Annotated in this window: 17 protein-coding genes and 1 pseudogene; 14 read left to right on the top strand and 4 right to left on the bottom strand. The window is 71.0% G+C overall.

Translation table 11 applies throughout. The features are described from left to right. The first annotated feature begins 64 nt into the window (after positions 1-64). The 5 genes and pseudogenes from G412_RS0101330 to G412_RS32845 all read left to right on the top strand — a co-directional run bounded on the left by G412_RS0101330 (position 65) and on the right by G412_RS32845 (position 5,859). Positions 65-1,237 carry a 3-deoxy-7-phosphoheptulonate synthase gene (locus tag G412_RS0101330; RefSeq protein WP_028810483.1) on the top strand — a complete coding sequence of 391 codons (1,173 nt, stop codon included), beginning with the start codon at positions 65-67 and terminating at the stop codon, positions 1,235-1,237. Further along, a pseudogene (locus G412_RS40400) lies at positions 1,194-2,081 on the top strand (isochorismatase family protein); the annotation flags it as partial. The gene G412_RS0101330 and the pseudogene G412_RS40400, both read left to right, overlap by 44 nt. Positions 2,082-2,183: 102 nt before the next feature. Next, entirely contained in the window at positions 2,184-4,076 is a 1,893-nt protein-coding gene (locus G412_RS0101325; protein ID WP_028810482.1) for an anthranilate synthase family protein, read from the top strand. Between the two features lie 102 nt (positions 4,077-4,178). Next, positions 4,179-4,874, top strand: coding sequence for an acyl carrier protein (locus G412_RS32850; RefSeq protein WP_051338039.1), 696 nt, complete (start codon positions 4,179-4,181; stop codon positions 4,872-4,874). 13 nt (positions 4,875-4,887) lie between these two features. Further along, positions 4,888-5,859 carry a 4'-phosphopantetheinyl transferase family protein gene (locus tag G412_RS32845; protein ID WP_078606715.1) on the top strand — a complete coding sequence of 324 codons (972 nt, stop codon included), beginning with the start codon at positions 4,888-4,890 and terminating at the stop codon, positions 5,857-5,859. 45 nt (positions 5,860-5,904) lie between these two features. Here the strand turns inward: G412_RS32845 and G412_RS0101310 are convergent, their stop codons facing one another. After that, positions 5,905-6,525: a ScbR family autoregulator-binding transcription factor gene (locus G412_RS0101310; RefSeq protein WP_028810481.1), complete on the bottom strand. Its 621-nt coding sequence runs from the start codon at positions 6,523-6,525 to the stop codon at positions 5,905-5,907. Between the two features lie 170 nt (positions 6,526-6,695). Here G412_RS0101310 and G412_RS32840 point away from each other — a divergent pair, with 170 nt between their 5' ends. Beyond that, on the top strand, positions 6,696-7,715 hold the full coding sequence (locus G412_RS32840; RefSeq protein ID WP_051338038.1) for a ScbA/BarX family gamma-butyrolactone biosynthesis protein: 1,020 nt from the start codon (positions 6,696-6,698) through the stop codon (positions 7,713-7,715). A gap of 130 nt (positions 7,716-7,845) precedes the next feature. Here G412_RS32840 and G412_RS0101300 read toward each other — a convergent pair whose 3' ends face one another. After that, positions 7,846-8,619 carry an SDR family NAD(P)-dependent oxidoreductase gene (locus G412_RS0101300; RefSeq protein WP_078606713.1) on the bottom strand — a complete coding sequence of 258 codons (774 nt, stop codon included), beginning with the start codon at positions 8,617-8,619 and terminating at the stop codon, positions 7,846-7,848. Between the two features lie 156 nt (positions 8,620-8,775). After that, positions 8,776-9,381, bottom strand: a complete 606-nt coding sequence (locus tag G412_RS32835; protein WP_078606712.1) for a TetR/AcrR family transcriptional regulator — start codon at positions 9,379-9,381, stop codon at positions 8,776-8,778. Positions 9,382-9,567: 186 nt separating this feature from the next. Here G412_RS32835 and G412_RS32830 point away from each other — a divergent pair, with 186 nt between their 5' ends. From G412_RS32830 to aroB, 8 genes are all read left to right on the top strand, one after another. Further along, positions 9,568-10,758, top strand: coding sequence for an IS701 family transposase (locus tag G412_RS32830; RefSeq protein ID WP_051338037.1), 1,191 nt, complete (start codon positions 9,568-9,570; stop codon positions 10,756-10,758). A 93-nt stretch (positions 10,759-10,851) separates the two neighbouring features. Further along, positions 10,852-12,093: an IS701 family transposase gene (locus G412_RS32825; RefSeq protein WP_244282816.1), complete on the top strand. Its 1,242-nt coding sequence runs from the start codon at positions 10,852-10,854 to the stop codon at positions 12,091-12,093. Between the two features lie 257 nt (positions 12,094-12,350). Further along, the gene (tkt, locus tag G412_RS0101280) at positions 12,351-14,453 is read left to right on the top strand and encodes a transketolase (RefSeq protein ID WP_078606711.1); all 2,103 of its coding nucleotides are present in this window, start codon (positions 12,351-12,353) and stop codon (positions 14,451-14,453) included. Beyond that, complete coding sequence (gene aroA, locus G412_RS0101275; RefSeq protein WP_037647262.1) at positions 14,450-15,733, top strand: 3-phosphoshikimate 1-carboxyvinyltransferase; 1,284 nt, start codon at positions 14,450-14,452, stop codon at positions 15,731-15,733. Before tkt ends, aroA begins: the two co-directional genes overlap by 4 nt. Continuing rightward, positions 15,733-16,626 (top strand): shikimate dehydrogenase, encoded by an 894-nt coding sequence (locus tag G412_RS32820; RefSeq protein ID WP_078606710.1) that lies wholly within the window; start codon positions 15,733-15,735, stop codon positions 16,624-16,626. Before aroA ends, G412_RS32820 begins: the two co-directional genes overlap by 1 nt. Further along, a complete protein-coding gene (gene aroC / locus G412_RS0101265; protein WP_028810477.1) occupies positions 16,623-17,807 on the top strand; it encodes a chorismate synthase in 1,185 nt (394 codons plus the stop codon). The genes G412_RS32820 and aroC overlap by 4 nt, the downstream gene beginning before the upstream one ends. Further along, positions 17,804-18,331 carry a shikimate kinase gene (locus G412_RS0101260; protein ID WP_028810476.1) on the top strand — a complete coding sequence of 176 codons (528 nt, stop codon included), beginning with the start codon at positions 17,804-17,806 and terminating at the stop codon, positions 18,329-18,331. Before aroC ends, G412_RS0101260 begins: the two co-directional genes overlap by 4 nt. Continuing rightward, positions 18,328-19,455, top strand: a complete 1,128-nt coding sequence (aroB, locus tag G412_RS0101255; RefSeq protein WP_028810475.1) for a 3-dehydroquinate synthase — start codon at positions 18,328-18,330, stop codon at positions 19,453-19,455. The genes G412_RS0101260 and aroB overlap by 4 nt, the downstream gene beginning before the upstream one ends. On the opposite strand, the gene G412_RS0101250 is transcribed toward aroB, so the two are convergent. Beyond that, positions 19,392-20,282, bottom strand: coding sequence for an NAD(P)H-binding protein (locus G412_RS0101250; protein WP_028810474.1), 891 nt, complete (start codon positions 20,280-20,282; stop codon positions 19,392-19,394). The two genes, aroB and G412_RS0101250, sit on opposite strands and share 64 nt — an antisense overlap. Positions 20,283-20,303: the final 21 nt, after the last annotated feature.

Genomic DNA, 20,303 nt, shown 5'->3' with positions numbered 1-20,303 from the left:
TCGGTCCATCACCAGGTTTGTCGACAGCCGGACCGTGTAAGGCCGGCCAATTCGAGGGAACTCAATGATCGACATAGTGTCCTACCTCCGTTCCATGCCCGCCCTTCAGCAGCCCGACTGGGAAAACGAACCGCAGCTCGAAGAGGTCCGTACGGACCTGAGCCAGATGCCCGCGCTGGTGGACGCCGAGGCGGTGCACCGGCTGCGCTCCCTGCTCATGGAGGCCGCGGCCGGCCGCCTGCAGATCATCCAGGCCGGTGACTGTGCGGAAGATCCTGCGGAGGCGACTCCGACGGACGTCAGGCGCAAGGGCGCACTGCTCGACATCCTGGCCGGAACGATGCGGCTGAACACCGGATCACCGGTGCTGCGGGTCGGCCGCATCGCCGGACAGTTCGCCAAGCCCCGCTCCTCCTCGGTCGAGACGGTCGACGGCCGGGAACTTCCCGTCTACCGCGGCCACATGGTCAATCGCCCGGAGCCCGACCCGGAACTGCGGCGCCCGAACCCCCGTAACCTGCTGTCCGGCTACCGCGCCGCCAGCGACATCATCCATTTCCTGGGCTGGCGCGGCACCGAGAGCAGGAAGGACCTCGACGTACCGGTCTGGACGAGCCATGAGGCGCTGCTGCTCGACTACGAACTGCCCCTCCTGCGCCGCGAATCCGACGGCTCGCTGCTTCTGACGTCGACCCACTGGCCGTGGGTGGGGGAGCGCACCCGGCAGCTCGACGGCCCGCACATCGGACTGCTTGCCGCGATCTCCAACCCGGTCGCCGTGAAGGTCGGGCCCACCATGACGCAGGACGAGATCCTCGCGCTGTGCGACCGGCTCGACGCGCAGCGGCAGCCGGGCCGGCTGACGCTCATCGCGCGGATGGGCGCGGAGCAGTCCGCTCGCACACTTCCCGCGCTGGTCAAGGCGGTTCACGAGGCAGGGCACCCGGTGCTGTGGCTGTCGGACCCCATGCACGGCAACACGGTCAGCGGTCCCGACGGGATCAAGACCCGTTTTGTGAAGACGGTGGTTCAGGAGGTCCGCAACTTCCAGGAGGCCGTGACCCAGAACGGCGGAGTGGCGGCCGGGCTCCACCTGGAGACCACCCCCGAGAACGTGGTCGAGTGCGTGCACGACGACACCGAGACCGGGCGTCTCGGGGAGAAGTACGTGAGCTTCTGCGACCCGCGGCTGAATGCCCAGCAGGCGGTCGAGGTCGTCTCGGCCTGGCACGGCTGAGCCGGCGTATCCGGCGGGGCTGTGGGCCCGCCTCCCGTGTTGGCGCCATGGGCAGGCCGGTCGCCCCTTGCGGGCCGCGCCCTTACCGGTGGCCCGCCTGGCGGTGGCCCCCTGCCCAAGATCTTCCCCTTGGCCGGCCGAGCCCACGGCCGGCCAAGCGGCGCCCCGGCGCCCGCGCCGCGACCGCGCCCGCGCCCCGAACCGCGCCCCGCGCCTCGTCACCGAAAGGACGTCATCCCCCATGCCGAGCATTCCCCCCGTTGAGCCCTACCCGCTGCCGGGAGAAGGGGACCTCCCCGACAACACGGTGAGCTGGGTGCCCGACCCGAGTCGGGCCGTGCTGCTCCTCCACGACATGCAGGAGTTCTTCCTCCGGCCGTTTCCCCGTACCGGCGAACCCGGCGGCGCCCTGGTCTCCAACGCCACACTCCTCCGGGAAAGCTGCGCCGAGCTGGGCATTCCCGTGGCCTACACCGCGCAGCCCGGTGGCATGACCCCGGAGGAGCGCGGCCTGCTCAAGGATTTCTGGGGGCCGGGCATGAACCCGACCCCGGAGCACCGCAAGGTCGTCGACGGACTCGAACCCCGCGACGGCGACTGGATGTTCACCAAATGGCGGTACAGCGCCTTCCATAAGTCCAGCCTTCTGGAACGCATGCGCTTCCACCGGCGCGACCAGCTGATCGTCTGCGGTGTGTACGCACACATCGGCGTATTGATGACCGTGGTGGAGGCCTTCACCCATGACATCCAGCCCTTCCTGGTCGCCGACGCCACAGCCGACTTCTCGGCCGACGACCACCGGCTCGCCCTGAACTACACCGCACAGCGCGCGGGCCGGGTGCTCACGGCCAAGACCGCGCTGAGCGAACTGCGCCGGTCCGGGATGCCCAGTGAACACGCCGTCCCGACGCCTTACTCGACGCCTTCCTCAAGGGGGAACACCATGACATCGCCGAATGAAGTTCCCGAGCTCCTGGCACGGATACTCGACGGCAGCGCGGAGGAGTTCGCGCTGCTGCACCGGCCGGAACAGGCCGGGGCGGACACCCTGGAGATCCTCCTCGGCGAGGTGTCGGAGGTCGCTGCCCTCAAGGACCTGCCGCTTCCCCCGGACCCGGCGCCGGGCGCGGGACACGACCTGCTGGTCCTCGTGCCGTACGGGCAGATCACCGAGCGGGGCTTCCAGGCCCGCGACGACGGGGAGTCACTGCTCTCCATGGCCGTGCGCGAGCATGCCGCGGTGCCGCTCGGTACGAACCTGTCGCATCTTCCGGGAGAACCGGTCAAGTTCACCGATGGCCGGTTCGACGTGTCGGACGACGACTACGCCGACATCGTGCGCCGGGTGATCGCCTCGGAGATCGGCACCGGGGCCGGCGCCAACTTCGTGATCAAGCGCTCCTTCACCGCGCAGCTGCCCGACTTCTCCCGGCAGGTGGCCCTGTCCGTCTTCCGGCGGCTCCTGGAGCGCGAGGCCGGCGCCTACTGGACCTTCCTGGTGCACACGGGCGGCCGGACCTTTGTGGGTGCCACGCCGGAACGGCACATCAGCGTGCACGACGGGGTGGCCGTCATGAACCCGATCAGCGGGACCTACCGGTACCCCGCCGACGGTCCCACGCTCGACGGCGTCATGGAGTTCCTCGCGGACCAGAAGGAGGCCGACGAGCTCTACATGGTCGTCGACGAGGAACTGAAGATGATGGGCCGGATCTGTCCGTCGGGCGCCCGCCTGGTGGGCCCGTATCTCAAGGAGATGGCCCGCCTGGCGCACACCGAGTACTTCATCGAGGGCACGACCGACCTGGATGTCCGCGACATCCTGCGCCAGACGCTGTTCGCCCCCACCGTGACCGGCTCCCCGCTGGAGAACGCCGCCAGGGTGATCCACCGGTACGAGCCTGTCGGCCGCGGTTACTACAGCGGAGTGGCCGCCCTGATCGGCCGTGACGCGGCGGGAGGCCGCACACTCGACTCCTCGATCCTCATCCGTACCGCAGACATCGACTCCTCGGGGCGGATGAGCATCGGGGTGGGAGCGACTCTGGTGCGCCACTCGGATCCCGAGTCCGAGGTACGCGAGACACGGGCCAAGGCGTCCGGACTGCTCGCGGCACTCGGTGCGGCCGAGCCCGTCCGTTTCGGTTCCCACCCTTCGGTCCGCGAGGCGCTCGACCGGCGGAACGACAAGATCGCCGATTTCTGGCTGCGTGACACGGCCGGCCCGGCCTCTCCGGAGCACCCCTTGGCGGGACGCAAGGTCCTGGTGGTGGACGCGGAGGACACCTTTACCGAGATGATCGCCCACCAGGTGCGGTCACACGGCTGCGAAGTGACGGTGCGGCGTTTCGACGAAACGTACGACTTCGACCGGCACGACCTGGTGATCATGGGTCCCGGTCCGGGGGACCCGCGGGAGACGGACCACCCCAAGATTGCGCATCTGCGGGGCGCGATCACCACACTGCTTCAGGAGCGCAGGCCCTTCCTGGCCGTGTGCCTGAGCCATCAGGTGCTCAGCACCCTCCTGGGACTGCCGCTGCGTCGCCGGCCAGTGCCCAATCAGGGGGTCCAGCACGAGATCGACTGGTTCGGCGAGCCCGCCCGCGTGGGCTTCTACAACACCTTTGCCGCCCATGCCGAACACGGCGGCTTCGAGCATCCCGAGTACGGGCCCGTACAGGTCAGTCACGACCCGGCGACCGGTGAGGTGCACGGCCTGCGGGGCCCCGGCTTCGCCTCCACTCAGTTCCACGCCGAATCCGTACTGACCCAGGACGGTCCGGGCCTCATCGCCTCGCTCCTCCAGGAGGTGGACACCGTACGCGTCGGATAGGCGCGGCAGAGATTCCCCCCACCCGGACCTACTTGGACGCATCCGTGACACTCCCCGGGCCGAGATGTCGGCCGGCCGGGACGGACCCTCTGGAGCCAGCCCATGTCCCATGAACATCAAACCCTCACCGGGGCGGCCGCCGACGCACCGCCGCCCGCCCCGCTGACCGAGCTCGTGGAGATGCTTGCCGGTCTGCTGCGGCTGCGGCCCGAGCAGATTGACCCCCGACAGAGCTTTCGGTCGCTGGGGGTCAGATCCGTACTGACCGTGAAGTTCGTATCCCTGGTGAACGCCCGCTGGGGCGGCGAGGTCAAGGCCACCTCACTGTTCGAGCACCCGACTCCGCTGGCCCTCGCCGGTCATGTGGCACAGGAGACGGAGAGCTTGAAGGCCTCGGCACCGGTCCCGGTCTCCTCGGCCACTGCGCTGGAGCCCGCCGCGCGGGACGTGCTCGACCTGCTGTGCGAGCAGCTGGCGGGCATCCTGCACTGCGCTCCGGGGGACATCGACTCCTCGGCCCCCTTCAACCTGCTGGGCGTGGACTCGATCCGCGGGGCGAAGTTCGTAGCGGCCATCAACCTCGCCCATGGCATGAACGAGCGTGCCGTCGCCCTGTACGACCACCCGAACCTCGCCGCCATGGCCGTACACATCGCTCACCTCACCAAGACAGCCGCGCCGCCGCCGGTCCCGGCCGGGCCGGCCGGTGCCATCGAGCTGGAGGCACTGCTCGACGCGGTGCAGGCGGACCGACTCTCCGTCGAAGAGGCGCTCACGCGACTGCCTCGACGGGTGTGAATGGGCGGAAACAATGGACGAACGAGACATACTCATCCGGTTCAAGGCCGGGCTCATCGACCGACGGCAGGCCGTAGAGCTCCTTGTGGCGCTGGAGAACGCGGCGCGTCCCGGCCCGGCTCCCGAGCAGGTCCCGGACAGCGGCCGGCCGGCCGGTTCCGACGGCGTCCCCGGTGCTTCTTCCGGCGAGCCGGGACAGGACCGGCCGGAACCCGTCAAGCTGTGGTTCTGCTCCAATGACGAGCTCGATTCCGCACTCGCGACGACCCTGGCCAGGCACTGGCTGGACGAACACGAGCAGGAGATCGCGAGCCGGTTCCTGTTCGAGTGCGACCGGCGTCAGTACCTGGTCGCCCATGCGCTCGTACGACGCGTACTGGCTCTGGAGAGCGGCATGCCGGAGGCGGAAGCCGTGATCTGGCGCTCCTCACGGGGGCGGCCCTTTCTGCAGAGGCCGGCCGAAGGGCTGCCACGCGGCGGACCGGAGCTGGACTTCAACCTGTCCCATGCCCAGGGCCACAACCTGCTCGGTGTGGTGCGCCGCCACCGCATCGGGGTGGACGTGGAGCGGGTCGACCGCGGGGAGCAGGGGCTCGACGCGATCATCGAGACCTTCGCGCGGGACGAGCGGGACTGGGTGGCGCGAGCCGCGCCGGGCCGCAGCCGGGACTGCCGGACGCTGCGGCTGTGGACGCTGAAGGAGGCGTACTCCAAGGCGCGGGGCCTGGGACTGGGACTGCCCTTCGACAGCTTCTCCTTCACTCTGGACGAGGACAGGGGCGTCCTGGGATTCCGGCCGCCCGAGGACGAGGCGGCACTGCCGTGGCGATTCCTGGAACTGGAGCCGGCGCCCGGTGTGCTGGCGGCCGTGGCGCTGCTCGCCGACTCCGGGGCGCCGTCCGCGCTCCAGCTGCACCGCGGATTTCCCTGGAGCCGGGAGGCACCGCAGCTCCTTGCGCTGCCGGAGGCGGTCGCGGGGGCATGACGCCGTACGCGTGGTGCGCGGCGGTGTCGTAGACGGCGGTCCGGGTCAGGACCTGCTGTGCGGCGGGGTGAGATCGATACGGGTCAGGGCTCCGGGGGTGGCGATCCCCGGCAGCAGCAGCCGCCACATCTCCACCGTGCGCTCCGGCAGGTCCGCCCGGCCGTTCACGAGCTGGGCGTACAACTGCACGCCCGTACACGCGCTGACGACGAACTCCGCCACCCATGCCGGGTCGACCGCGGGCAGCAGCTCACCGTTGTCGCGGGCGTCGCGCAGGCACTCCTCCATGATGTTCCGCCACTCCAGGAAGGCGGTGGCGTCCTGCATGCCGAAGCTGCCCTGCTCCACGGAGAGGCGTACGCCGGCCCGCAACAGCGGGTCCTCCAGCAGCCGCCGTGACCACACCAGGGTGATGTCCACGAGCCGTTGCAGCCCCCGTGAGTCGAGATGCGGCTCGATGGTCTGCGGCTGCGCCTGCATGACCGCCTTGGCGAGGCCCTCCTTCGACTCGAAGTGGAAGTACAGCGCGCCTGCCGTCACCCCGGCGCGTCGCAGGATCTTGTTGATCCCCGTTCCGGCGAACCCGGACGCGTCGAACTCCTCCGCTGCCGCCCGCAGCAGCACTTCGCGCGTGCGCAGCGCGCGCTCCTGCATCTGTCGTGCCATGACGGCCCTCCGATCTTGGCTGATTAAGGCCGTTCCTCTTAGCTGGTAAAGCCTGGACAAAAAAAAGAATGAAACTTATTTTATCTCTCAGCGCCCTCGCCGTCCAGGCGGATGCGCCTGTTCCTGCTGCTCTGCGCGTTCGCGATCGTCCGATTTCGGGGAGTATTCGTATGCCAAGCACAGCCACCCACGCCGCCGCCGTCGAACAGCGCCCTGACTTCGTGGCGAGGCAGCTCATCCACAAGGCCAATCCGGCAGAGGTTCTCATGACGGGCTGGCGGCCCGACGGAAATGGCGGATTTGTCGCCTCGGCCCACTGGCCCGCGTCCCATGGGTGCTACGCCACCGGGCGGACCGCCGTCGATCCGCTGCTGCTCACCGAGACGGTGCGCCAGTCGCTTCCGCTGCTGTGCCACGGCGCGTACGCCGTCCCCATGGGCCACCATCTGCTCTGGGACACCTTCAGCTATGAGCTCACCCCTCAGGCGCTTGCCTCGAAGGATCGCTCCGGGCCGCTCGAACTCCATGTCACCTGCCTGGACTTGACCCGTCGAGGCACGCGGGCAGCCGCGCTGACCCTGCTCGTCTCCGTGGTGCAGGGCGCCGACCTGCTCGCCCAGTGCACCACACGGCTGACCGTTCAGGCTCCTGCCGTCTACCAGCGGCTGCGGGCGGGTCGCGGAACCCCTGAGGCCGTCACCGCTCTGCCGGCCTCCGCCGCCGCTGCGATATCCCCGTCCGCCCTGGGGCGCGCGAGACATCGCGATGTGGTGCTCAGCCCTGCGGGCAGCGACACGTCCTGGAGGCTGCGGGTGGACACCACGCACCCTCTCTTCTTCGATCACCCGCTCGACCACGCGCCGGGCATTCTCCTCCTGGAGGCGGCCCGCCAGGCCGCCCGGATGCTTCCTGCTCCTCGCCGCCTGCCCGTCATGGCCATGGAGACCTCTTTCTTCCGTTACGTCGAACTCGACGCGCCCTGCTGGATCGAGGCGCAGCCGCTGCGGCTCGGCCCGGACGGGCACCGCCGTACCGTGATCTCCCTGCGGCAGAACGGTGTCGAGCACTTCTCCGCCGTGGTGAAGCTCGGCCGGGAGCCGGACCACCGGCCCCTTCCCTCCGCGCAGACCGGCGCCCGGATCATCCCCTCTCCGGCCAGGGGAAACGTCGCCGTGCCGGTGCGGGCCTGACATCCGCCGGACACGCCTCCGGGCGTGTCCGGCACTTCGGCCCGCACGCGCAGGCCGCACGGGCCCGGCACAGACAGGGCAGCCCACTCCGATTCCGGAGTGGGCTGCCCTGTCTGTGGCCGTACTGGCGTCAGGCGGCGGTCCAGCCGCCGTCGACGGGCATCGCGACACCCGTGACGAACGACGCCTGATCGCTGCAGAGCCAGGCCGCGCTCCGGGCGATCTCCTCCGGCTCGGCCATCCGCTTCTGGACCGAACGCCCGACGAACTCCTCCTCCAGTGAAGGAGTACCCGCCAGCACCTGGTCCATCATCTCGGTCCGCGTGCTGCCCACCACCAAGGCGTTCACCCGGACCCCGCCCCGGCCGTACTCGGCCGCGGCCGCCCGGGTCAGCCCCAGCACCGCGTGCTTGGCTGCCACATAGGCGGAGGACGCCCCCGTGGCCAGCACCCCTGCCACGCTTGAGGTGTTCACAATCGCCGCCGGGCGGCCGGAGCCGAGCATGGCCGGGATCTGGTGGCGCAGGCAGTTCCACACACCGCGGACATTGACATCCATGATCTCGTCGAAGACCGCGGCGTCCGTCTCGTGCAGCGGAGTGCCGGCCGCCGCGCATCCGGCGTTGTTGAAGGCCCCGTCGAGTCCGCCGAACCGTGACACCGCCCGGGCGACGGCCCGTTCGACGTCGCTCTCGCGAGTCACATCTCCGGCCACCGCCATGGCCCGGCCGCCGTCCGCGGCTATCTTCGCCGCCAGGTCGTGCAGCCGCTCCTCGCGGCGGGCCATGAGCACCACGGCCGCGCCCTCGGCGGCGAACACCCGCCCGGCCGCCGCGCCGATTCCGCTGGACGCTCCGGTGATCATCACAACTCTGTCCTGCAGCAAACCCGTTCCTCTGCTCATGCGAGCGCCTCCCCCTGGTCTGTGCGGAGGCCGGCATCGCAACGGCCCCCGCCCGCAAGATGTTCCGTTTCAAGATTAATATAATTCTTCTTATGTTTTTTGGCTACACCCGGATCCGGTGCGGGCGCGCGGACCCGGCCGGGGAGTCGGCCCGGCTCAGCCCGATCCGGTCGGCTGAACGGCCGAGACGCCGTAGAGCAGCAGGTCGCAGACCTGGGTGAAGCGCGCTCTGGCGGCCGCCATGTCCTCCCCGTGGAGCTCATGGCTGCGGGCGCGCACCTCCGCCCCGGAGACGATGTAGAGAGCCATCTCGGTCACCGCTTCCGGGGTGACGCCGCTCCTCAACTGCCCGCTCTCCTCGGCGTGCTGGAACATCTCGCGGGCAACCGGGAGCCAGGATCGCGCCCAGCCGTCGACGCCGGGGAGCTCTTCGGTGAGCCGGGCGGCCGCGCGTACGACGGCATCGCGATGCAGCAGTTCCATCAGGGTGAACAGGAGCATGCGGGCCCTGCGCAGCGGTGAGGCCGGCGGCTCGGTCACTTCCCGCACCTTCTCCGCGATCCGCGCGAGGCCGAGCTCCACCAGCTCTGCCACCAGGCGGTCCTTCGTGGGGAAGTGGAAGGTCAGTGCGCCCATCGACACCTCGGCCGCCCATGCGATGCGGTGCATGGCCGCGCCGCTGGGGCCGTGTTCGCCGATCTCCCGCGCGGCGGCGTCAAGCAGAGCGCGTCGCGTCAGCACCGACCTTTGCTGCTGTGCCATGAGGTCCTTCCTCTTCTACTCACTGAGCGCCCCATACGGTCCACCGCTCGTCGGCCGGTCCACAACGGCGACTTGACGAAGTTGCATCCGGAAGCATCCCGTCCTCTTCAAAAGAATAAAAACTATCGCTATGTTTTTAGTGTCGCCGACGGCCGCAGTCGGCCAGCATCGATCAAGGAGTCAGTCATGTCTGCACAGGCCACGGCCGTCCTCGGTGCGCCGCTGCGCGCGGGGCACGGGAGCCACGAAGGCCTGACTGCCTACAGCGAGCGGGTCTTCGGCTATCTCCCGCGCAGCGACCAGCGCCGCTGGGCCGCCACCTACTTGCGCGGGCTGCTGTACACACCGGGCCGCAAGACGATCCGGCGGATGGCGCAGGCACTCGCCCTGCCCGACAGCGCGCCGCAGGCGCTGCAGCAGTTCATCACCGCCAGCCCCTGGGAGTGGACGACGGCGCAGGCTGAACTCGCCCGGTCAGCCGTGGAGTTGATGCCCGATGCCGTGTGGACGGCGAAGTCCGTGCTGCTGCGCAAGCGGGGGAACCACTCCGTCGGCCTTCGCCCGCGTCTCCTTCCCGAAACCGGCCGGCGGGTCAACTGCCAGGTCGGCATCGGCCTGTTCCTCTCCGACGGCCGGCGCAGCCTCCCGGTCGCCTGGCGTCTTCTCCTGGACGACACCTGGTGCGCCGATCCCGAACGCCGCCGCCGGGCGCGGATTCCGCACGAGGTGGCGCCCCGGCCGGCCTGGGCGCTCGTACTGGAGATGGTCGACCAGTTCGCCGCCGTGGGGGTGGGCGAGGCCGCGCCGCTGGTGCTCGGCCACGACTACGCCCATGGCGCCTCCCGGCTGGCCGCCCATCTCGCCCGAAGGGGACGGGACTTCATCGTCGAAGTGCCGTCCCACCAGCCGCTCAGCCCGGTCCCGCTCCGTGGGGCCCGCCCGTCCATGGCCACCGTGGCCATCAGTGACGCGGCTGCCCTCGCGGAGGCCCGCTGCCCGCGAACACCCGCCGCGCAGCCGGGGCACTCGTACATGTACTCGACAACGGTCCGCATTCCCTCCTCCCGGCCCTCGGCGCCCACCGCTCACCAGGCCCACCGCCTCGTCGCGGAGGTCTCCGCCGCCCGGAAGCGGCCGTCCCGCTTCTGGGTCACCTCGCTGCGTGACGCGCAGCCCGCCACCGTACGGGCGCTCGCTCACCGCACCGCCGTGACCGATGCGGCCGTCCGGGACATCCAGAACGAGCTGGGGCTCCTCGACTTCGAGGGGCGCTCCTTCCCCGGCTGGCATCACCACATGACGCTGGCCTCCGCCGCCTACCTCTACCGCCACCTGGAACCGACGCTCACACCACAGCGGTGGCCGCGCCTCACCTGACCCTGGCCCCGCAGGCGTCGCTCCGCCGGACACCCACCGCACCGCCAACGCTTCCCCAGCGGCCCGGCCTCCGGGCAACAGTGAGGAACCCCCATGACTGACGTGTATGTGCACGATGCGCATGCTGTCCACGACATACCGAACCCGCTGCGCTCCGCGTCCCGCGACGTGATCCTCGCCGAACTCGCCTCCCGCGTCTTCACCTCGCTGACCCGAAGTGACCAGCGCCGGAAGGGAATCCAGTACCTGAACGGCCTGCTGGAGATCCAGGGGCGCAAGTCGATCCGCAACATCGCGGCACTGCTCGGAGAGCACGTCTCGGAACAGAACCTGCATCACTTCATCTGCGACTCCACCTGGGACTGGGTGCCCATCCGCCGGGCCCTCGCCGGCGCCCTGCTTCCCGAGGCGTGGGTGGTGCGGCCTGTGATCATCCCCAAGGCGGGACAGCACTCCGTAGGGGTGGACCGGCATTTCTCCCGGACCCTGGGACAAACGGTCAACGCGCAACGCGCCATCGGTGTCTGGGCGACGTCGGAACACCTGAGCGCACCGGTCAACTGGCGCCTTCACCTCCCTCCCTCCTGGCTCATGGACGACTCCCGCCGCAGTCAGGCGGCCATTCCGGACGAGATGAACGCCGAGACGATGGAGGAATGCTCGGTCGAGGCGGCTCTGGAGACCGCGATGGGATGGGGACTTCCCGTACGCCCCACCGTTCTCGACCTCGACGAAGCGCACGCACCTCTCCTGGAGAGGCTCACCACCACACGTACGCCGCTCCTGGCGAGAGTGGGCCCCACCACCCCGCTCACGGTGACGGACCCCGTCGTCCCCGGCCGGGGCCAGGGCATCCGCACCGCACACGAGATCATGGTCATGGCCAAGAACATGCGGCGGCCGGTGTCCGGGAGGCGCCACGCGCCGGAGCCGGTGGGGCGCAGGGCCCTGGCCGCTGCCGTCCGCGTGGGATTCCCGGCGCGCCCCGCACGGCTCACGGGGAACTCCCCGGCCTCGGAGCGCAGAGGGCTGGTGCTCGTGGGGATGGGGGAGGACGGCGGACGCTGGCCGGCCGAGCTGTGGCTGTCCAACCTCACCACGGTGCCCACGGACTACCTGGTGAGGCTGCGCAGGCTCGCCGACCGGGTGGACCACGATGCCCTCGGCATCGCGGGCCGCGTGGGCATCCGGGACTTCACCGGACGCTCCTTCAACGGATGGCACCGGCACATCACGCTCGCCTCGATCGCCCATGCGGTCGTCGCGCTGGCCGAAAACGCCCATGGTCCGCAGACCGCCAGACATCGGCTGCCACACGCTAGTTCTCGAAGTTGAGCTTGGGCCGTGACCGGGTTGCCCTCCATAGTTCTGAGCGGCGGCCGGCAACGGCATGGTCCCTCTGGCGGCCTCCTCGCCGCCAGGTAACCCCGGAGCGCGGCAGCACCCGCGCCCCGCGCAGCGAGGTCCGGCACCGGGCAGGGACACACACCCGGACCCACCTCCCGCGCACCCCTCGACCGCGCTGTTCCCAGCGCCCCATCATCAGCCTTCCGCGGTCCTCCGAGGCCGCCGACCTCTGTAGGGACGACGCCATGCAGGCACCAGAGCAGACCGCACCGCAGTGGCCGATGCCACGCCCCGAGGAATGGAGCACGCTCGACCAGCGCGCCGTGGACACCGCCCGCGCCCTGGCCATGGACGCGGTGCAGCACGCCGGCCACGGGCACCCCGGAACCGCGATGAGTCTCGCCCCGGCCGCGTACGTCCTGTTCCAGAAGGTCATGCGGCACGATCCGGCCGCTCCCTCCTGGGCGGGACGCGATCGCTTCGTACTCTCGGCGGGCCATGCCAGCCTGCTGCTGTACGTCCAGCTGATGCTGGCCGGTTATCCGCTCACCCTGGACGATCTGAAGGCGTTCCGCCGCTGGGGCAGCCGCACTCCGGGGCACCCGGAGCACGGGCACACCCCCGGGGTGGAAACCACCACCGGACCGCTCGGGCAGGGCGTCGCCAACGCCGTGGGCATGGCCATGGCCACGCGCTACGAGCGAGGGCTCCACGACCCGGACGCCCCGGCCGGCGCCTCCGTCTTCGACCACACCATCTGGGTCGTCGCGGGCGACGGCGACCTCCAGGAGGGGGTGTGCGCCGAGGCGTCCTCCCTGGCCGGACATCAGAAGCTGGGCAATCTCGTCGTGCTCTACGACGACAACCACATCTCGATCGAGGGCGACACCAGCACCGCCTTCTCGGAGGACGTCGTCCAGCGGTACGCCTCCTACGGCTGGCATGTGCAGCGAGTGGAGCCGAAGCCCGACGGGGACCTGGACCCCCGTGCGCTGCACGAGGCGTTCCTCGCGGCCCGGCAGGAGAAGGACCGGCCCTCGCTGATCGCCGCACGCTCGGTCATCGCCTGGCCCGCCCCGCACGCACGCGGCACCGCCGCGGCGCACGGCGCCGCGCTCGGCGAGGCGGAGGTCGCGGCCACCAAGGAAATGCTCGGCCTCGACCCCGGCCGGTCGTTCCAACTGCCGGACGACGTACGGGCCCACACCCGCAAGGCCCTGGACCGGGGCCGTGCCGCGCACGCCGCCTGGGACAAGGAGTTCGCGCGCTGGCGGCAGGCCCACCCCGGACGGGCCGAGGAGTACGAGCGGATGTCCCGGGGGCGGCTGCCGGCCGGATGGGAGAACAAGCTCCCCACCTTCGAACCCGGCACCGCCATGGCCACCCGCAAGGCGTCGGGCACCGTACTCGCCGCGCTCGGCCCGCTGCTGCCGGAGCTGTGGGGCGGCTCCGCCGACCTCGCGGGATCCAACAACACCACCATCGACCCCACGTCCTCCTTCCTGCCCGTCGGCAACCCGCTGCCGGAGGCGGACCCGTACGGCCGCACGGTGCACTTCGGGATCCGGGAACACGCCATGGCGTCGGTGATGAACGGCATCGCGCTGCACGGCGCGACCCGCGTCTACGGCGGCACCTTCCTGACCTTCTCCGACTACATGCGTCCCGCGGTGCGGCTGGCCGCGCTGATGCGACTTCCGGTCACCCATGTGTGGACCCATGACTCGATCGGGCTCGGCGAGGACGGCCCCACCCACCAGCCGGTCGAACACCTCGCCTCGCTGCGCGCGATACCCGGCCTGAACGTCGTACGGCCCGCGGACGCGAACGAGACGGCCGCCGCCTGGGCGGAGATCCTCCGCAGGCACCGTACGGATCCGGCCCCGCACGGACTCGTACTGTCCCGGCAGAACCTGCCCGTACAACCGCCCAACGAGCAGGTCTCACGCGGCGGTTACGTCCTGCTCGAAGCCGAGGGCGGCACTCCGCAGGCCCTGCTCGTCGCCACCGGCTCCGAGGTGTCCCTGGCGGTCGCCGCACGGGAGCTGCTGCAGGAGCAGGGCATCGCGACCCGTGTGGTGTCGATGCCGTGCCTGGAGTGGTTCATGGAGCAGGACCGTGCCTACCGCGACCAGGTGCTGCCGCCCGGCGTACGGGCCCGGGTGACCGTCGAGGCCGGTGTCGGCATGTGCTGGGACCGCATCGCGGGCGAAGCGGGACACGTGATCTCCCTGGAGCGGTTCGGCGCCTCGGCCGACGGCGCCCTGCTCTTCCGTGAATTCGGCTTCACCCCCGAGGCGATCGCCGCCGAGGCGCGCGCCGCTGTGGAAAGGACGACCCGTTCATGACGACGCAACTCTCCCGGCTGCGCCCGCTGACCGCGCGGATCCCCGGATCCAAGAGCATCACCGCCAGAGCCCTGCTGCTCGCCGCGGCGGCACGGGGCACCAGCACCCTGTGGGCTCCGCTGATCAGCCACGACACCCTGGCCTTCAAGGCGGCACTCGGTGACCTCGGAGTGGCCGTCGAGAACAGCCCGAGCGACCAGTACTGGGACGTCACCGGCATCGGGCGGGCCCCGGTGGGAACGGCGAAGGTGTGGTGCGCGGACGCCGGCACCGCGGCCCGCTTCCTGCCTCCGTTCAGCGCGGCGGGCGAGGGCACCTTCACCTTCGACGGCTCCGAGCAGCTTCGGGCCCGGCCGCTGAGCCCTCTCCTCGAAGCCATGACCGCCCTGGGTGCCCAGGTGGAGACCCCCTCGGCGGGACGCCTTCCGCTGACCGTACGGGCGGCCGGCCTGGAGGGCGGCACACTGCGGGTGGACTCCTCGATGAGCAGCCAGTTCCTCAGCGGTCTGCTGATGGCCGCTCCGCTGATGCGCCGTCCGGTACGGGCCGACCTGCGCGACTCGGTCAGCCGTCCCTACCTCGACATGACGCTGTCCCTCATGCGCCGCTTCGGTGCGGACGTCAAGGAACCCGGGAACGGCGTGGTCGAGGTGCATCCGGGAAGCTACCGGCCGACCGCCCTGGTCATCGAGCCCGACGCCTCCACCGCCTCGTACGTCTTCGCCGCCGCCGCGGCGACCGAGCACAAGGTGACGCTGCCCGGCCTCGGCGTGCACAGCCTCCAGGGCGATCTGCGGTTCGTGGAGGTGCTGAGCCGGCTCGGGGCGCTGGTGGAGGTGTCGGAGGGGTCCGTCACCGTCACCGGCACCGGCCGGCTGCGCGGCGGCTTCAGCATCGACATGGGCGACATCTCGGACACCTTCATGACTCTCGCCGCCCTCGCCCCACTCGCCGACGCACCGCTGACGATCCGTGGTGTGGCGCACGCACGGCTCAAGGAGTCGGACCGTATCGCCGCGGTGACGCACAACCTGCGCGCCTGCGGGATCGAGGTGGACGAGACCGAGGACGCGGTCACCATCCATCCCGGTCCGCTGCGGCCGGCCCGCATCGCCTGCTACCGCGACCACCGGATCGCCATGGCGTTCTCCGTCCTGGGGCTGGCCGGGCGGGTCCGGCTCACGCTCGACGACCCGTCCTGTGTGGGGAAGACCTTCCCCGGTTTCCACCAGGAGATGGCACGGCTCTTCACCGGGTACATCACCCCGGAGTTCCACTGATGCAGACGTACACGCGGCACCGGGCGGCCGTGCTCGGCTCGCCCATCGGGCACTCGCTCTCCCCGCAGATGCACCGTGCGGCCCATGCCGCGCTGGGTCTCACGGGATGGAGTTACGGGCGCTTCGAGGTGGACGAGTCGGGGATCAAGGAATTTCTGGAGTCCCTGGGGCCCGAGTGGGCAGGGCTGTCGCTCACGATGCCGTTGAAGCGGGCAGTGCTCCCGCTCCTCGACGAAGTGAGCGAGTGCGCCGCCTCGGTGGAGGCGGTGAACACCGTTGTGCTCCATCCGGACGGGCGGCGCACCGGCGACAACACCGATGTTCCGGGCATGGTCGCCGCCCTGCGCGAGCACGGTGTGCGGCGGGTGGAGACCGCCACCGTGCTGGGCGCGGGGGCCACCGCCTCCTCGGCGCTGGCAGCGCTGCGCACGGTGTGCACGGGTGAGGTGACCGCCTATGTGCGCGGTACGGCGCGAGCGGCTCAGCTGCGCGACTGGAGCGAACGGCTGGGGACGGCGGTGCGCACCGCCCCGTGGGAGCGGGCGGCGGAGGGTCTGCGGGCCGATCTGGTCATCGCCACCACCCCGCACAGCGCCACCGACGGGCTGGCCGCGGCCGTGCCGTCGCTGCCGGGGGTGCTCTTCGACGTGCTGTACGACCCGTGGCCGACCGCGCTGGCCGCCGCCTGGCAGCGGGCGGGCGGGGCGGTGGTGGGCGGCCTCGATCTGCTGGTCCATCAGGCCGCCGGACAGGTCGAGTTGTTCACGGGATGTGGCGCGGCACCGCTCGACGCGATGCGGGCCGCCGGAGTACGAGCACGAGCACGCGCGGCAGGCGGTCCCGCACCGGAAACCGCCGGCCATGACGACGAGATGAAAGCAGGGGAACGATGAGCAGGTTGCGCTGGCTGACCGCGGGGGAATCGCACGGACCCGCACTCGTGGCCATCCTTGAGGGCCTGCCCGCCGGCGTCCCGGTCACCACCGGCGTGGTGGCGCAGGAGCTGGCGCGGCGCCGGCTGGGTTACGGGCGTGGCGCCCGGATGAAGTTCGAGCGGGACGAGGTCACCTTCCTCGGCGGGGTGCGGCACGGGCTGACCATGGGATCGCCGGTGGCGGTGATGGTGGGGAACACCGAGTGGCCCAAGTGGGAACAGGTGATGGCGGCCGACCCGGTGGACCCGGCGGAACTGGCGAGCCTGGCCCGCAACGCGCCGCTGACCCGGCCCCGGCCGGGGCACGCGGATCTGGCGGGGATGCAGAAGTACGCCCTGGGGGAGGCGCGGCCGGTTCTGGAGCGCGCTTCGGCGCGGGAGACGGCGGCGCGGGTGGCGCTCGGCGCGGTGGCCCGGTCGTATCTGAGGGAGACCGCCGGGATCGAGATCCTCTCCCACGTCGTGGAACTGGGCGCGGCCAGTGCCCCGTACGGGAGCCTCCCCACGCCGGCGGACGTGCGGCGGCTGGACGCGGATCCGGTGCGCTGCCTGGACGCGGACGCCTCGAAGGCGATGGTCGCGGAGATCGACCAGGCACACAAGGACGGCGACACCCTGGGCGGTGTGGTGGAGGTCCTGGCCCATGGGGTGCCGGTGGGTCTTGGCTCGCATGTGCACTGGGACCGGCGGCTGGACGCCCGCCTGGCGGCCGCCCTGATGGGCATTCAGGCGATCAAGGGCGTGGAGGTCGGTGACGGCTTCGGCCTGGCCCGGGTGCCGGGCTCGCGTGCGCACGACGAGATCGTGCCGAGTGCCGCGGGCGTCCGCCGGACATCGGGCCGCGCGGGTGGCACCGAGGGTGGCATGTCCACCGGTGAACTGCTGCGGGTGCGGGCGGCGATGAAGCCGATCGCGACCGTGCCGCGGGCGCTGAAGACCATCGACGTCACCACGGGGGAGCCCGCCGAGGCCCATCACCAGCGCTCCGACGTCTGCGCGGTACCGGCGGCCGGGATCGTGGCCGAGGCGATGGTGGCCCTGGTCCTCGCGGACGCGGTGGCGGAGAAGTTCGGCGGCGACAGCGTCACCGAGACCCGCCGCAATGTGACCGGCTTCCTCAGCGCCCTGGAGATCACATGAGGTCCCCCCTCGCCGTGCTCGTCGGCCCGCCCGGCGCGGGCAAGTCCTCGGTCGCGGAGATCCTCGCGGCCCGGACAGGTACGACGGCGCGCGACACCGACCAGGACATCGTGCGGCTGACCGGCCGCTCCATCGGGCAGATCTTCGCCGAGGAGGGCGAGCCGGGGTTCCGCTGCCTGGAGCACGAGGTGGTGAGCGCGGCCGTGCGCGAGCACTCCGGGGTGCTGGCCCTGGGCGGCGGAGCCGTCGTACACCCGGGGACGAGGGAGGTCCTGCGCGGGCTACCGGTCGTCTTCCTGGACACCGGGCTTTCCGATGCCGAACAGCGGCTGCGCGGAAACGGCTCCCGGCCGCTGCTGCGGGAGGACTTCTCGCGGCGCTGGCTGACCTTGATGGCCGAGCGGCGTCCGCTGTACCTGTCGGTGGCCCGGCTGGTGGTGTCCACCCGGGGACGCACCCCGCAGCAGGTCGCCTCCGCGGTGCACTCCGAGCTCGTCGGTACGGCCGTGGGAGCGACGTCATGAGTGTCACTCGCATCGCTGTGGGCGGGCCCGTGGATACGGAGCCGTACGAGGTCCTGGTGGGCCGTCAGCTCCTCGGTGAGCTGGGCGGGCTGATCGGCGACCGCGCCCAGCGGGTCGCGGTGGTCCACCCGGAGGCGCTCGCGGACACCGGTGAGGCGATCCGGGGGGACCTGGCCTCGCGGGGCTTCGAGGCGGTCGCCGTCCGGGTGCCCGACGCGGAGGAGGCCAAGACGGCCGAGGTCGCGGCGTACTGCTGGAAGGTGCTCGGGCAGGCCGGGTTCACCCGCACCGATGTCATCGTCGGTGTCGGCGGCGGCGCGACCACCGACCTGGCGGGCTTCGTCGCGGCGACCTGGCTGCGCGGGGTGCGGTGGATCGCGGTGCCGACCACGGTGCTCGGGATGGTCGACGCGGCCGTCGGCGGCAAGACCGGCGTCAACACCGCCGAGGGCAAGAACCTGGTCGGGGCCTTCCACCCGCCGGCCGGCGTGATCTGCGACCTGGCGGCGCTCGGTACGCTGCCGGTCGACGACTACGTCTCCGGGCTCGCCGAGGTGATCAAAGCCGGCTTCATCGCCGACCCGGCCATCCTCGACCTGATCGAGTCCGACCCCGAGGCCGCGCGGACGCCGGACGGCCCGCACACGGCGGAGCTGATCGAGCGCGCCATCCGGGTCAAGGCCGAGGTCGTCTCCAACGACCTCCGCGAGTCCGGACCGCGCGAGATGCTCAACTACGGGCACACGCTCGCCCACGCCATCGAGAAGAACGAGCGCTACACGTGGCGGCACGGCGCGGCCGTCTCGGTCGGCATGGTCTTCGCCGCCGCACTCGCTCGCCTCACCGGCCGCCTGGACGACGCGACGGCCGACCGGCACAGCGGCGTACTCGCCTCGGTCGGCCTCCCGCTGACCTACCGCGGCGACCAGTGGCCGGCCCTCGTGGAAACCATGAAGGTCGACAAGAAGTCCCGCGGTGACCTGCTGCGCTTCATCGTCCTCGACGCTCTGGCCGAGCCCGCCGTCCTGGAGGGCCCGGACCCCGCCGTCCTGCTCGCCGCCTACGCGGAGGTCTGCACCGCACTCCCGTCGGCCGCCGGGCCCGAAGCGAAGGACGAGACATGACGCCGCGCCCAGGCCCGGAAGGTACCGGGTTCCCGGCCGGTCGCCTCCCGTACTCCCTCGCGGACCTCGCCCTTGGCTCCGCGGGCCTGCCGGCGCGCACTGTCGAGGAGGGCCTGTGCGAGCGGCACCGGGAAGCGGGAGCTCCAGGCCTCCAGAGCCTGCGCTTCGGTCAGCTCCTCGTGCCGCAGCCGGCGTCCGAGCACCTCCGCCAACTGCTCGACCTGCCGGCGGGCCGAGAGGGGGGCGGGTCCGGTCAGCTCGTACGTCCGTCCCGCGCATTCCGGGTCGGTCAGAGCGCGCGCCGCCGCACGGGCCACGTCCGCGGGGTCGACGCAGGAATTCACGGAACCGCCGTGCAGCGTACGCACCACGCCCTCCTGGCGGACGGTCCCCGCCCAGGCCAGGGAGTTGGACATGAAGGCGCGGGGGCGCAGCAGCGTCCAGGACATTCCGGAGGCGCGTACCCGTTCCTCGCACTCGCGCTGCCACTGTGTGATCACGTCCTGCGCCTCGGGGTCGGTGACCGCGAGAGCCGAAAGCTTCACCACATGACGTACGCCGGCCTGGCGGGCGGCGGCGAGAAGGCGCTCGTCGTGGACGGGGTTCAAGGGGTCGAAGGTCACCGCCAGGACCGACTCCGCCCCGGCCAGTGCCCGTGTCAGTGCGGCCTGGTCACCGAGGTCCGCTTCGACCATCAGGCCGGGCGTCCGCAGGCGGGCCGTGCGCTCCGGGGAGCGGGTCACGCAACGGAGGTCATGCCGGGGGGCGAGGAGGCGGGCCACCTGGCTCCCCACCATCCCGGTCGCGCCTGTCAGCGCAATCTGCACGGTCTCTCTCCCCTCACCGGC

The organism is Streptomyces flavidovirens DSM 40150 (assembly GCF_000429085.1).
GTDB classification, from domain to species: Bacteria; Actinomycetota; Actinomycetes; order Streptomycetales; family Streptomycetaceae; genus Streptomyces; species Streptomyces flavidovirens.
The sequence above is the reverse complement of the archived record's forward strand: the minus strand, read 5'-3'. Positions and strand labels throughout refer to the sequence as shown.

Bases quoted from the DNA above. Each gene is read 5' to 3' on its own strand.
- G412_RS0101330 (WP_028810483.1), top strand. From the start codon at position 65: ATGATCGACATAGTGTCCTACCTCCGTTCCATGCCCGCCCTTCAGCAG.
- G412_RS0101325 (WP_028810482.1), top strand. From the start codon at position 2,184: ATGACATCGCCGAATGAAGTTCCCGAGCTCCTGGCACGGATACTCGAC.
- G412_RS32850 (WP_051338039.1), top strand. From the start codon at position 4,179: ATGTCCCATGAACATCAAACCCTCACCGGGGCGGCCGCCGACGCACCG.
- G412_RS32845 (WP_078606715.1), top strand. From the start codon at position 4,888: ATGGACGAACGAGACATACTCATCCGGTTCAAGGCCGGGCTCATCGAC.
- G412_RS0101310 (WP_028810481.1), bottom strand. From the start codon at position 6,525: ATGGCACGACAGATGCAGGAGCGCGCGCTGCGCACGCGCGAAGTGCTG.
- G412_RS32840 (WP_051338038.1), top strand. From the start codon at position 6,696: ATGCCAAGCACAGCCACCCACGCCGCCGCCGTCGAACAGCGCCCTGAC.
- G412_RS0101300 (WP_078606713.1), bottom strand. From the start codon at position 8,619: ATGAGCAGAGGAACGGGTTTGCTGCAGGACAGAGTTGTGATGATCACC.
- G412_RS32835 (WP_078606712.1), bottom strand. From the start codon at position 9,381: ATGGCACAGCAGCAAAGGTCGGTGCTGACGCGACGCGCTCTGCTTGAC.
- G412_RS32830 (WP_051338037.1), top strand. From the start codon at position 9,568: ATGTCTGCACAGGCCACGGCCGTCCTCGGTGCGCCGCTGCGCGCGGGG.
- G412_RS32825 (WP_244282816.1), top strand. From the start codon at position 10,852: ATGACTGACGTGTATGTGCACGATGCGCATGCTGTCCACGACATACCG.
- tkt (WP_078606711.1), top strand. From the start codon at position 12,351: ATGCAGGCACCAGAGCAGACCGCACCGCAGTGGCCGATGCCACGCCCC.
- aroA (WP_037647262.1), top strand. From the start codon at position 14,450: ATGACGACGCAACTCTCCCGGCTGCGCCCGCTGACCGCGCGGATCCCC.
- G412_RS32820 (WP_078606710.1), top strand. From the start codon at position 15,733: ATGCAGACGTACACGCGGCACCGGGCGGCCGTGCTCGGCTCGCCCATC.
- aroC (WP_028810477.1), top strand. From the start codon at position 16,623: ATGAGCAGGTTGCGCTGGCTGACCGCGGGGGAATCGCACGGACCCGCA.
- G412_RS0101260 (WP_028810476.1), top strand. From the start codon at position 17,804: ATGAGGTCCCCCCTCGCCGTGCTCGTCGGCCCGCCCGGCGCGGGCAAG.
- aroB (WP_028810475.1), top strand. From the start codon at position 18,328: ATGAGTGTCACTCGCATCGCTGTGGGCGGGCCCGTGGATACGGAGCCG.